At 62.4% G+C, this 13,033-nt stretch carries 10 protein-coding genes; 8 read left to right on the top strand and 2 right to left on the bottom strand.

Going from position 1 to position 13,033, the window contains the following annotated elements; all coding sequences use genetic code 11:
* Positions 1–64: 64 nt before the first annotated feature.
* The 3 genes from GV035_RS05545 to GV035_RS05535 all read left to right on the top strand — a co-directional run bounded on the left by GV035_RS05545 (position 65) and on the right by GV035_RS05535 (position 5,950).
* Entirely contained in the window at positions 65–1,285 is a 1,221-nt protein-coding gene (locus tag GV035_RS05545; protein WP_159833993.1) for an NHL domain-containing protein, read from the top strand.
* A 389-nt stretch (positions 1,286–1,674) separates the two neighbouring features.
* Positions 1,675–3,384 carry a putative bifunctional diguanylate cyclase/phosphodiesterase gene (locus GV035_RS05540; protein ID WP_236572448.1) on the top strand — a complete coding sequence of 570 codons (1,710 nt, stop codon included), beginning with the start codon at positions 1,675–1,677 and terminating at the stop codon, positions 3,382–3,384.
* Between the two features lie 316 nt (positions 3,385–3,700).
* Positions 3,701–5,950, top strand: coding sequence for a multicopper oxidase family protein (locus GV035_RS05535; RefSeq protein ID WP_236572447.1), 2,250 nt, complete (start codon positions 3,701–3,703; stop codon positions 5,948–5,950).
* 209 nt (positions 5,951–6,159) lie between these two features.
* Here GV035_RS05535 and GV035_RS05530 read toward each other — a convergent pair whose 3' ends face one another.
* Positions 6,160–7,317 carry a branched-chain amino acid ABC transporter substrate-binding protein gene (locus GV035_RS05530; protein WP_159833992.1) on the bottom strand — a complete coding sequence of 386 codons (1,158 nt, stop codon included), beginning with the start codon at positions 7,315–7,317 and terminating at the stop codon, positions 6,160–6,162.
* A 338-nt stretch (positions 7,318–7,655) separates the two neighbouring features.
* Here GV035_RS05530 and GV035_RS05525 point away from each other — a divergent pair, with 338 nt between their 5' ends.
* From GV035_RS05525 to GV035_RS05505, 5 genes are all read left to right on the top strand, one after another.
* Positions 7,656–8,615: a 4-hydroxyproline epimerase gene (locus GV035_RS05525; protein WP_159833991.1), complete on the top strand. Its 960-nt coding sequence runs from the start codon at positions 7,656–7,658 to the stop codon at positions 8,613–8,615.
* Positions 8,597–9,829, top strand: a complete 1,233-nt coding sequence (locus GV035_RS05520; RefSeq protein ID WP_236572446.1) for an NAD(P)/FAD-dependent oxidoreductase — start codon at positions 8,597–8,599, stop codon at positions 9,827–9,829. The genes GV035_RS05525 and GV035_RS05520 overlap by 19 nt, the downstream gene beginning before the upstream one ends.
* Positions 9,780–10,091, top strand: a complete 312-nt coding sequence (locus tag GV035_RS05515; RefSeq protein ID WP_328698905.1) for a 2Fe-2S iron-sulfur cluster-binding protein — start codon at positions 9,780–9,782, stop codon at positions 10,089–10,091. Before GV035_RS05520 ends, GV035_RS05515 begins: the two co-directional genes overlap by 50 nt.
* The gene (locus GV035_RS05510) at positions 10,082–11,344 is read left to right on the top strand and encodes an FAD-dependent oxidoreductase (protein ID WP_159833989.1); all 1,263 of its coding nucleotides are present in this window, start codon (positions 10,082–10,084) and stop codon (positions 11,342–11,344) included. The genes GV035_RS05515 and GV035_RS05510 overlap by 10 nt, the downstream gene beginning before the upstream one ends.
* A gap of 280 nt (positions 11,345–11,624) precedes the next feature.
* On the top strand, positions 11,625–12,569 hold the full coding sequence (locus GV035_RS05505) for a dihydrodipicolinate synthase family protein (RefSeq protein WP_159833988.1): 945 nt from the start codon (positions 11,625–11,627) through the stop codon (positions 12,567–12,569).
* A 159-nt stretch (positions 12,570–12,728) separates the two neighbouring features.
* Here GV035_RS05505 and GV035_RS05500 read toward each other — a convergent pair whose 3' ends face one another.
* Positions 12,729–12,929 (bottom strand): hypothetical protein, encoded by a 201-nt coding sequence (locus GV035_RS05500; protein ID WP_159833987.1) that lies wholly within the window; start codon positions 12,927–12,929, stop codon positions 12,729–12,731.
* Positions 12,930–13,033 lie beyond the last annotated feature (104 nt).

The following is a 13,033-nucleotide window of genomic DNA, read 5'->3' as shown; positions in this document are numbered from 1 at the left end:
ACTATATTGCACTATCAACTGCTGGTTGCGTTGCCGGATCGCTGTTTACTCCGTGGGGCATGCAATGAACCGTCCTTTGCGCACGTTGCTTCTCGCGTTCATGTGGCTCGTCGTCGCGAGCGTGCCGCTTGCGGCATGGCCGCAGTCGCAGACGATCGTCACCATCGCAGGCCCGGGCACCTCGGGGCAACGCGGCAACGGCGGGCCGGCGACTGCGGCAGCCATCGCACCGGAAAGACTGGCGGTCGATTCGAGAGGGAACATCCTGCTCGCCGAGCCCACCTTCGGCCTCGTGAGACGAATCGATCGCAAGACAGGCATTATCGATGTCGTGGCGGGGACGCAGGCATTCGCGGCTTATAGCGGCGACGGCCGGCTCGCGAAAGACACGAGCCTGAGCGCCCCGGAGAGCGTCGCTGTCTCGCCCGACGACGACATCTATATCCTCGACAACGAGACGAACGGACCGCGCATCGTGCGCGTCGACCATCGAACGCTGATCGTGCAGACCGTGGCGGGCGGAAACGCGCGCGGCTATGCCGGCGACGGCGGCCCCGTGAGCGCCGCGCAGATCAACGCAACGGACATCGCGTTCGATCGTGACGGCAACCTCGTCATTAGCGACTCGGGCAATAACCGCATCCGCCGCGTCGATCGTCGCACGGGCATCATCACGACGATCGTCGGGAGCGGCATCATCGGCGCGGGGCCGCCGAGCGGGCCGGCAGCGGCTGCCGGCTTCCTCTATTACATTTCAACGGCGTTCACGCGGCACAACGATATGTTTTTCCTCGACGTCGGTCTGTCCACCGTGAGAGAACTGAATAGAAGAACTGCCACCTTCACGACTGTGGCCGGTGTTCATCCGGCATCGACCGGCGTCACGTTTCTCAGTGGATACAACGGCGACGGTCAGCCCGCGACGCAGGCGCTGCTCAATGTGCCGACGCATATCGCAGTGGACTGCGACGACAACCTCACGATCAGCGACACCTTCAACTATCGCGTTCGACAAGTGGATCATCAGACCGGCGTCATAGAGACGATTGCCGGAACGGGTTCGTCGGGCTATTCGGGAGACGGAGGGCTCGCCACCCAGGCGATGCTCTCGGGTCCGCGCGGTATCGCGTTCGGTCATGACGGCAGTCTTTATATCGCGGACGGAGGCAGGATCCGCAAGGTCGAAGGACTGCCGGGCCGGCACCGCTGGGACTGTCGCGACGAGCGCCGCTATCACATGCATGAGTTTCAGCATGGAGACGGACATCACGGCGGGGACGAGTGATGGGTTGCCGAAGCGTGATGTCGTCTGCTTGTGCGTTCTCAACTATGTAACGCAGAAGAGCGAAGGCGTGAACGGACAGGGCGCCGGTGCGCTTCCGGCGTGCCTTTGCCTGACGAACGACCGGGCTACGTCGTATTGCGACTCGCCAAGTCTTATGCCTTTGCGATGAAAGCCTGCCGTGCGACTGGACCTTCGCAACGACAGACATTCTCTGCTCAAGTTTTGTCTGATAATGCCGTAAAGGCGCAAGTCGTCCGGGCATTTTTTCTGGACAGGTTCATTCAGGTAACAATGACCTTACGCCGCGTTTCTCGATGCTTAAGCACGACCCAGCGAAGCGCGTCAATCGCAATGGCCACGATCCCGCCGCGTGGCCGAAACGGCACACGATGAACAAGAAGATTGAGCGTAGTCCGGCAGCTTCCAATACAGCGGCAGACGAGGATGCGAGGCAAGCCGTACCGCCTTATGTCAGCGTCATGCTCGATAGCCTGACCGATGCTTTCGTCTCGTTCGACCCTACGTGGCGCATCACCTACGTGAACGCGACGGCCGAGCGAATCCTGAGGCGGCCGAGGCGCGAACTGCTTGGGTTCAACGCATGGGACTGCTTTCCGGATCTGGTGGGATCAGGCTACTACGAGACTTATCACGAAGCGGTGGCTTCTGGTCAGCCGCGCAGTTTCACGGGCTATTACGACCGATTCGCAGCCTGGATCGAGGTGCGAGCGTTCCCCCACGAAGACGGCCTCACTGTCCTGCTCAGGGATGTGTCGCGTGAGCGCGGCTACACAGCAGAACTCGAATATCAGGCAACGCACGATCACACGACCGGCTTGCTGAACCGCCGGCAGTGCATGGCTGTGCTGTCGAGCGCCGTCGCGCAGGCATCGTCGATGTCGACAAAGAGCGACACCTGCCTCGCCATACTGTTTCTCGATCTGGACCGCTTCAAGGAAGTGAACGATGCTTTCGGGCATTCCGCCGGCGATGTGTTGTTGCACGACATCGGCGAACGGTTACGCGCGCTGGCGAGTCCGGACGTCTTCGTCGCTCGCATGGGAGGCGACGAATTCGTGCTCGTCGCGAGCAACACCGGCGAGGCGTCCGCCGAAAAGCTGGCGCGGCTTGCGCTCAGCACCTTGGCGCGTCCATTCGACGTCCGGGGACGCATGCTATCGATCGGCGCGAGCATCGGCATCGCAATTCGGCGACATGGCGGCGAGTCGGCGGAAACGCTTCTGAACCAGGCCGATGCTGCAATGTATGCGGCAAAATCCGCCGGCCGCTTTCAGGTCCGCGTGTACCACCGTGAGCTGGGACGGCGTCTGGACGAATCCTTACCGCTATGCGGCGATATACAGGACGCTTTCAGAAACAACCAGTTCGAATTGCACTTCCAGCCGCAAGTGCGAACGGCGGATGGTTTGCTATGCGGAGCCGAGGCACTCTTGCGCTGGCGGCATCCCGAGCATGGTCTGTTGAGTCCGGCGGCCTTTCTGGATTCGATACTCGAATCGCCGATGGTCGGCGCGCTCACGGAGTGGGTCGTCGGAGAGACCTGCCGTCATGTCGCCAAATGGCTCGCGGGAGGCCGTTCGCCGCAGCGCGTGTCGTTCAACTTGTCGGCGCGTCAACTCATCGTATCGGGCCTTGCCGGCACGATCGTGGAACTGGCGCAGCGGCATGGCGTGCCGCCCTCGATGCTGGAAGTCGAGGTGACGGAGAACTCGCTCGTGACGGATATCGACGAGGCAGCGAGGATTCTCGGTGCGTTGAAAGAGGCCGGACTTTCCACCTCGCTCGACGATTTCGGCTCCGGCTATTCGAGCCTCGCCTATCTGGTCCGGCTCCCGATCGATAGGCTGAAGATCGACAAATCCTTCGTATGGGCAATGGAGAAAACGCCGAACGCGCTCGGCGTGATCAACGCGATCATCGCGCTCGGCCGCTCGTTGGGGATGGAAACGATTGCTGAAGGCGTCGAGACCGAAGCGCAGCGGGAGATGCTCGCGGCGCAAGGCTGCGACACAGTGCAAGGCTATCTCATCAGCCGGCCTCTGGATGCCGATCGTTTCGCCGCATTTCTGCGCGCATAGCGCGGCGAAGGCACCGGTTTCGGCACACGCTGACAAGCCGAATCGACATCGATAGGGCGCCGGGGTGTCTTCGTCGCTATGCGCTGATCCGTTGGCGCGGCGGAATTCACCGATCTTTCGGCGGAAGCAGTCAATCGTATTGCCGTAAGGTCTGCGGTCGATCGCGCCTTGCGCTCCCGCTTGGCGCTTTGTGCCTGCCCATTGTCTGCGCCCGTGAGCATCGACCGGCATGTGTCATCGCCGGGAGGCTCGTTGTCAAACTCAGTCGGAGACAATCGAGCTGCGTGCCGCACGGGCCACGCCTATCGCTAATTGCATGGATATCGTCCGCCCGAATTTCCTGAAGCTGATTCTCGCCGCGGCGCTCTGCTCGACGCTTGCGCCCATGACCTGTCAGGCCCAGAGCACACCGGCTGCGCGCTCGTTCGTCGATCTCGACGATACCAGCGACGCAGCATCCGATAACGCAGCGGCATCGAAAGCAGGCGGCGCCGCATCGGCAGCGCAGCAGCAGTGCTGGCGAGGGCTGAATCCGGGAGGCAATTCTGCTTCGGTCATGCTCAAGGCGCAGATGGGCAGCTATCGCATCTTCAACCCGGACACCCATTCGTTCGATACCGTGAGTCTTCGCTCGTACAACGGCTGTCCGACGGGACCGACGATCAGCGTGAAGCCCGGTGCGACGCTCAATGTCACGCTCAACAACGCTTTGCCGCCGGACCCGGACGCGACATGCACGAGTGTCGCCGATCACACGACGCCACACTGCTTCAACCATACGAATCTGCATACGCATGGGCTGCATGTGTCGCCCTCCGGTTCCTCGGACAACGTGCTGCTGACGGTGCCGCCCGGAGCGACGCAGAAATACGCCTATCAGATTCCGTCGAATCATCCATCGGGCACGTTCTGGTATCACGCCCATCTTCACGGCTCGACGGCCATCGACGTGTCGAGCGGCATGGCGGGCGTGCTCATCGTGCGCGGCAGCCGAGCGGCGCGTGCGGGCATCGCGGACGGCAGCGCGGACATCGACACCATCCTGAAGCGCGCAAGCGGCAAACAGCCGATGCGCGAACACGTGATGCTGTTTCAGCAGATCGAATACGGCTGCTTTAGCAGTCCGACGTCTTACGTGCCGCTCGCCGACCCGGCCACGTATGAATGGGTCTGTCCGAAGGGTACCGTCGGCGAGATTCGCGGCTACGACAAGCAACTCACGTTCGCGCCCGACCCGCGGCCGGGGCACGGCGGTCAATTCAATTCGACGTGGGCCATATCCGGCCGTTACACGCAGATCAACGGCGAGGTTCAGCCCGTTTATCCGAGCGCGACGACCTTCATCCCGGCCGGCGAAGTGCGGCGTTGGCGGATGGTCCACGGCGGCAACCGCGATACGATCAACGTGAAGATCGTGCGTGCGAACCTTGCCGCATTGGGGCAGGCCGATTCGCCGTCGCTCACGCAATCACAGGTCGACACAGCGGCCGGTTCGTTCACGGCGCTTCTTGCACGGAGCAAATCGGCGCAGGCGCAGACAACGACGCTCGAATCGGTGTGCGGCGGCGAAACGGTGAAGCAGCTCGAATTCGCCGAAGACGGCTTGACCATGCAATCGATGGTCGAAAAGGACGTGAACACGCTCAACCCCGGCTATCGCAGCGATGTGCTGGTTGCATTTCCGTCGCCCGGCCTGTACTGCATATTGGATGAAGCGGCGCAAGCGTCCGCGACCATCGGCTTTCGCCCGAAGTCAGGGACGATGAAGGACCGCCGTCTGCTGGGCATCGCGCGCGTCGGTGCGGGCGTCACGATTCCATCGACCACGCTCGGCAGTCATTCGAAATACTGGCAATACATTCGCAACCAGCTAGTCGAGGCGAATCCCACGCTGCCGGAGCCGGCAAAAAGCGATCTCGCATCGCTTGATCTGCGCGCGTTCGCCCCGCGCATTCCCGTCGATGTATCGCCAGATAATCAGGTATCCGTAACGTTTGACGTAGCGGCCAGTGCGGCCAATCCCGGCGTGTTCCGCTTCGTCATCAACGGCCAGACGTATGATCCTTCGGTAATTGCGTTCAAAGGCGTGCTCGGCAGCGTCGATCAATGGACCGTCAACGCGACGGCTGCCGGTGGCCATGTCTTCCATATTCACGTCAATCCGTTCCGCGTGATGGACATTCGGAATCCGGCAGGCAATTCGATCTTCGATCCCTCGGGCGGCTGCACTGCGGCGGAACTGGCCACTGGCGATACCGAATACTGCGGTATGAAGGACGTCATTCGTGACACGTTCTTCGTCAAACCGGGCTATAAGCTCGTGATGCGTACCGCCTATCAGGATTTCACCGGCGAGTTCGTCATGCACTGCCATATCCTCGATCACGAAGACCAGGGGATGATGGCGAACGTGGCCGTGGTTTCGCCCGCGACCGCCTTGCTTCAGCGCATGACGGACCCGATTGCTTCGACATCGCGACAGGCTCTGCGCTGGTTCGAGGCGCGTGACGGCAAGGGGCAGAGGCAGCTCGATGCTGCGTTGTCGTCGGTTTGTTCGGCGAATTAGCGGGTTCTCGATTGCCTATGCGCTCATGGGTTTCATCAAAGCGACGCAGGAACATGTGCGTGCTATCGACGACATCGTGGAAGCGGGGGCCCGACATCACATCGTAGCCGTGCACTCGCGCGAGCGGCTTGTCGACATGCTGCGCAAAGTCGCTCTCATCGAGAGGAGGGTGGCCGCGCTTCCGTACGCATGCGGCCACCGCGCTTCGATTACTTCGTGCCCACCGTCTGCAACGGCATCCACTTCCCGTTCGCGACCTTATACACCGTCACGCCGCCATACTTCAGGTCTCCGAAATTGTCGTACGACAGTTCGCTCGTGGTGACGCCCTTCATGTTCGTGCTCTTGAGCGCGGTGAGGAACACGCGCGGATCGGTGGAATTCGCTTTCTTCATCGCATTGAACACCGCCATCGTGCCGTCGTACGCATAAGGCGCGTACAGCTCGACCGGCTTGCTGAAGTGCGCCTTGTAGTGCTCGGCAAACGCCTTGCCGCCCGGCATCTTCTCGAGCGGACTTCCCTCCGATGCCGCCAGCGTGCCTTCAGCCGCGCCGCCCGCGATCTTGATGAGGTTCTCCGACTGCAACATGTCCGGGCCGATCAACACTGCTTTGATCGCGAGCGAACGCATTTGTTTGAGCATCGGAGCGGCTTGCGTATCGGCGCCGCCGTAGAAGACGGCATCGACATCGGCCGACTTGATCTTCGTGAGAATCGCGCGGAAATCGACGGCCTTGTCCGTTGTGTATTCCTGATCGACGATGGTCGCGCCCGCCGCCTTCGCTGCCTTCGCGAACTCTTCGGCCACGCCTTGCCCGTACGCGGTGCGGTCATCGACGATGGCAAGGCGCTTGAACTTGAGGCCCTTCGCGGCATATTCGCCGAGCACGCTGCCGAGTTGCGTATCCGAAGTCAGCAGGCGAAACGTCGTCGGCAAACCGAGCCGCGTGTAGGCGGGCGCGGTTGCCATCGCGACTTCGGGGATGCCCGCCTTCGCGTAGATCGGCGCGGCCGGGATGCTGGTGCCCGAGTTGTAGTGGCCGATGACGGCGACCACGCCATCGTCCACGAGCTTTTGCGCGACCGTCGTACCCGTGCGCGGATCGGCCTGATCGTCCTGTGCGTTGAGCACGAACTGCACGGGCTGACCGCCGATGACCGGCTTCGTCGCATTCATGTCCGCAATCGCGAGCTCCACGCCGCTCCGAAAATCCGCGCCGTAATGCGCCTGGCCGCCGGTGAGCGGCGCCGCAAAGCCGATCTGGACATTCTGCGGCGATGCCGATGCGGCCAGCGCCTGCGATGCGCTAGCGAAGGCCGAGTACGCAACCAACGCGGCCGATACGTATGCAGTGGCGACTTTCATTTTCTGTGGCGTCCTCTTTGTGTTAATCGTGAGTCGTAGTCGTGGCACTCGAGACCAGTGTTCGATCCATTCTCTGTCGACACGTGGCGCACAAATATACGAAGCCAGAAGTCGCCGCGTCTTGCGGGAAATAATCAGCGGTGATGCAGAAATCTGCATAGTGCCGCCGTGTGCAAGGCCGACTGCGGTATTCGTTCTTGCATAGTCGGGTTTTCACTCTCAACGGTTTCCATCGCGCAGCGGCGGGCTTTTTCTCACGCGACGCTATGCCGATTTCATCATTCCCAGAGCGGCGTTCAGCCAAGACGTCCGCAACGTGGCCGCTTAGCATGGCTGCCATGAACACACTCACACACATCGAAGTCGTCGACTCGCATACCGGCGGCGAGCCGACGCGACTCGTCATCGCAGGCGGCCCCGATCTCGGTCGAGGTCCCATGTCCGAGCGTCTCGACATCTTTCGCCGCGACTACGACCGCGTACGTGCTGGCGTTGTCAACGAGCCGCGCGGTTCGGACGTGATGGTGGGCGCGCTCTTGTGCGAACCGGACGATCCGTCGTGCTCGGCGGGCGTCATCTTCTTCAATAACGTCGGCTTTCTCGGCATGTGCGGTCATGGCACGATCGGCCTCGTCGTGTCCCTCGCGCATCTCGGGCGCATCCAGCCCGGTGTGCATCGGATAGAAACGCCTGTCGGTATCGTCGAAGCCGAACTGCACGGCGATCTCAGCGTGACCGTGCACAACGTTCCGGCATACCGTTACCGCACGCGAGTGCCGCTCGACGTGCCGACCCTCGGGCGCGTGCACGGCGACATCGCCTGGGGCGGCAACTGGTTCTTTCTCGTTTCCGATCACGGTCAGGCGCTGGACTTCGCGCGCGTCGAGTCGCTCACGGAAACCACCTGGGCGATCCGCGAAGCCCTCGAATCAAACGGCATCACGGGCGAGGGCGGAGCGGTCATCGACCATATCGAACTATTCGCCGATTCAACCACGCCAAACGTCGATAGCCGCAATTTCGTGCTGTGTCCCGGCAAGGCGTACGACCGCTCGCCGTGCGGAACGGGCACGAGCGCGAAAATCGCGTGCCTTGCCGCCGATGGCCTGCTCGCGCCGGGCGCATGGTGGCGGCAGGAAAGCATCGTCGGCAGCGTGTTCGAGGCGTGCTATGAATCCATCGGTGATCACGCGGCGGGACGCGTGCGGCCGAGCATCCGCGGAACCGCGCATGTGAACGCCGAGGCGAAGCTCGTCTTCTCCAGCGACGATCCGTTCGCGTGGGGCATCCGTACGTGAAAGCGAGTGCCGTCACGGGACGTGCGTGCCCCGATGTGATCGTTATTGGCGCGGGCATTGTCGGCGCGGCGTGCGCGCGCGAGCTTGCGCGCGAGGGCCTCGACGTGCTCGTGATGGATCGCGCGGGAATCGGCGGCGGCGTGACGGCGGCGGGCATGGGCCATGTCGTCGTGATGGACGATACGCCCGCTGAATTCGCGCTCTCTTCGTGGTCGCGTCAGTTATGGCTCGATCTCGCGCCGCATCTGGGCCCGCGTCAGGACTTCGTGCGATGCGGCACGCTCTGGGTAGCGGCCGACGACGAGGAGTTCGATCTCGCGCGTGAGCGTCGAGATTCGCTCGTGCGCGAAGGAATCGCATGCGATATGCTCGACGCGCAGCAGTTGCGCGAAGCGGAACCGGAACTTCGCGATGGTTTTCGCGGCGGCATGATCGTGCCGGACGATGCCGTCGTCTACGCGCCGGCATCTGCGGCATGGCTGCTCGCGGATGCGTCGGCCGTGGCGCCGGGCGCAGGCCGCGTGACGTGCAGGCTGGGTGCATCGGTAAGGCGTCTCACGCGCGAAGGCGTGATGCTCGACAACGGCGAATCGATCGCGGCGGGCGCGGTGCTCATCGCGAATGGCCTGCAGGCGATCGACTTGATGCCTGAATTGCCGATGCAGGCGAAGAAAGGGCATCTGCTCATCACGGACCGCTATCCCGGCACCATCCGGCATCAGATTCTCGAACTCGGTTATATCAAGAGCGCGCATAACGCGAGCGGGACCTCGGTCGCGTTCAACGTGCAGCCGCGCCCGACCGGGCAATTGCTGATCGGCTCTTCGCGTCAGTTCGACAACGTCGATCCCGCGATCGAACCCGACATCATGGCGCGCATGCTTCGGCGCGCGAGCGAGTATCTTCCCCGGCTCACTCAACTCAATGCGATCCGCGCATGGACTGGCTTTCGACCGGCAACGGTGGACGGTCTGCCGCTCATCGGTCCTGCCGCGCATTTTGCTCGCGACGAAGCGGCTCACGTTCCGGCATGGCTCGCGACAGGACACGAAGGTCTCGGCGTGACGACGGCGCTCGCGACCGCGAAGCTGATCGCCGCGCAAATTACGGGCGCGTCGTCCCGGTTGCCCATCGACCCGACGCCTTATCTGCCGTCGAGGTGCAATGCGAGCGGCGTTGTCGATGCCGTCAACACTGGAGCCGCGGATGTCTAAGCAATCGTTGACGGTTCAAGTCGATGGACGCGCCGTGAGCGTGGCGAGCGGCAGTTCGGTTCTGGCGGCAGTGGCGCTTGCGGCGGGAGGCGCCAATGTCGTCACGCGGCGGTCCGTTAGCGGTGACGCGCGTGGGCCGTTATGCGGCATGGGAATATGCCAGGAATGCAGAGTCAGGATCGATGGCGCGCCGCATCGGCTCGCGTGTCAGACGCTGTGCGTGCAAGGTATGTCGGTCGAGACGGGAAGCGCATGCAAATGAAATTCGATGTCCTTATTATCGGCGCGGGTCCGGCGGGCTTGCATGCGGCACGCGTCGCGGCGGAAGCCGGCGCGAAGGTCGCTGTCATCGACGACAATCCGCTCCCGGGCGGGCAAATCTGGCGACAAGGGCCCGAGCATGCGCCGAAAGGACCGGCGCGCGCCGCCATCGACGCGCTCTCTCGACACACGAACATCACCCATCTCGCCGGTACGCGCGTGGTGCAGTCCCTGGCCGACAAGAAGCTTCTCGTCGAAGATGCCACGCGCGGATTTCCGGTTGGCTACGAGAAGCTGATCCTGGCGACGGGCGCACGCGAGCGTTTTGTGCCGTATCCCGGCTGGACCTTGCCCGGCGTGACAGGCGCCGGGGGATTGCAGGCGCTGATCAAGGGCGGCATGCCGGTTAGGGGGCAACGCATCGTGATTGCAGGCACCGGGCCGCTGCTTTGGGCCGCCGCGATCACGGCACGTCAACATGGGGCGCAAGTGGCGGCTATCGTCGAGCAGGCATCGGCAAGCCACGTTCGGCAGTTCGCATGGGGCCTTTTGAAGACCCCCGCGAAGCTCGTTCAGGCGGCGTGCATGCGAGTCGATCTGCGGGCGACGCCGTATTATCGCGGGGCTTATGTCGCGCAAGCGTACGGTGAGGCGCAGCTTGCGCATGTACGCGTGCGTCGTGGCGATGAGGACATGCGTATCGACTGCGATCGCCTCGCTTGCGCATACGGGCTGGTGCCGAACGCGCAGATCGGCATCGCGCTCGGGTGCGAAACCGTCGAGACGCCGTTCGAAACTGCATTGCTTGTCGACGAATGGCAGAGCACTTCAGTGCCCGATATCTATGCTGCCGGCGAATGCACTGGCGTCGGCGGCATGGAGCTTGCCGCGCTCGAAGGCCGCATTGCCGCGCACGCGGCGACGGGTCATCGCGAACATGCGCGCAAGCTCTTTGCGGAGCGCGAACGCTATCGGCAATTTGCGCAACGCATGCACGAAGCGTTTGCGTTGACTGCGGAGCTTCGCACGCTACCGAACCCTGACACGATCTTGTGCCGATGCGAAGACGTTGCCTTCGGCGATGCGTCGAAGTATCGATCGTGGCGCGACGCGAAGTTGCATACGCGTTGCGGCATGGGACCATGCCAAGGCAAAGTCTGCGGTGAAGCGGCTGCTTTCTGTTTCAACTGGGAAACTGATGCGCAACGTCCACCGTTTGCACCGGCGCGTATCGCAACCCTACTTGAGGTTTAGCGGAAGCTATTGCTTCAGCGGTCGCCTGGTTGCCGAGCACGCGCAATGACCCGAATCGTCCTGCCGATTGCGCCGAGAGCCGAATGCGTACGACACGCCTGGCGGCCCGCACGCGATCGCTCAACGCGACACCGCGCGCCCTTTATGCCGATTTCGTCACTCGCCGCCGCGAATCGGCGCAAGCCGAAACGGTTTTGGCTTGTGATACTGCAGGGCATCGCCAGAGGCATCGGCAAGTCCGATTCATGGATCACTATCACCGAACGTCGAGGGACACACCATGAGCAACAACATCTTCACGGGCACCATTCCGGCTCTCATGACGCCGTGCACGGCCGAGCGCACGCCGGACTACGACGCGCTCGTCGCTAAAGCGCGGGAGCTGGTCGGCCTCGGCATGAACGCAGTGGTCTACTGCGGATCGATGGGTGACTGGCCCCTCCTGACCGAAGCGCAGCGTCAGGAAGGCGTGGCGCGCCTGGTCGATGCCGGTGTCCCGACCATCGTCGGCACGGGTGCGGTCAATTCCAAAGAGGCCGTCTCGCATGCAGCGCATGCGGCCAAGGTAGGCGCTAGCGGCCTGATGGTCATTCCACGCGTGCTGTCGCGCGGTGCCTCGCCTGCCGCGCAGAAGGCGCACTTTTCCGCGATCCTGGAAGCGGCGCCCGCACTGCCCGCGGTCATCTATAACAGCCCTTACTACGGCTTTGCCACGCGCGCCGATTTGTTCTTCGAACTGCGGGCCAAGTATCCGAACCTGATCGGGTTCAAGGAGTTCGGTGGAGCAGCGGACATGCGTTATGCCGCCGAGCACATCACCAGCCAGGACGAGAATGTCACGTTGATGGCGGGCGTGGACACGCAGGTCTTCCACGGCTTCGTCAACTGCGGCGCGCGAGGCGCGATTACCGGTATCGGCAATGCACTGCCGCGCGAAGTCTTGCATCTGGTCGATCTGTGCCGCAAGGCGGGCGATGGGGACGTCATCGCGCGCCGTCAGGCCCGTGAACTGGAAACGGCGCTCGGGGTGCTTTCATCGTTCGATGAAGGCACGGATCTGGTGCTGTATTACAAGTATCTGATGGTGCTCAACGGCGACAAGGAATACACGCTTCACTTCAATGAAACAGACGTCCTCAGCGAAGCGCAGCGTCGCTATGCGCAAACGCAGTTCGAATTGTTCCGCAAGTGGTATGCGCAGTGGTCGAAAAAAGCGAACGCGTGATGCAATGGTCGACTTAACCGCGGTAGCTTAGCAGGGTTAGGTCGCCGCGCTTATCGGGAATTGGAGATTGCACAGCAGAGTGGCCGCGATGGGGGAGGAGAGCACGACCGAGAAACTGTAGACCCGAATTCGTGCGCCACGTTAAGCGAACGGAGAAACTCACCGGCTCGTCTCGACGGTTTGCCGCGTGACTACAGTCGCAATCGGATTGCTCGCCAGCGCGGGGTTATCGTCCAGGTGTTGAGACAACAGCGAATTGTCGTCCATGTAGTAGGTCATGGGACCGTCGCCGTGTGCAAGCACATAGCATCCGGCGGACAACGCCATGACGAGGAAGGTGCCGATAATTCTCGCTTTCATCGTAGTTCTCCTAATAGTTTCCAATCACGCTATGGTTGCGTAGTGATAGTTAGCGCCACCGCATCCGCGGCGTCACGAATCGCCTGCAAATCGGCTGCTATCAC

This window comes from Burkholderia sp. 8Y, from assembly GCF_902506145.1.
GTDB lineage: Bacteria > Pseudomonadota > Gammaproteobacteria > Burkholderiales > Burkholderiaceae > Caballeronia.
Note: the sequence above shows the minus strand (reverse complement) of the source record. Positions and strands in the feature narration are given on the sequence as shown.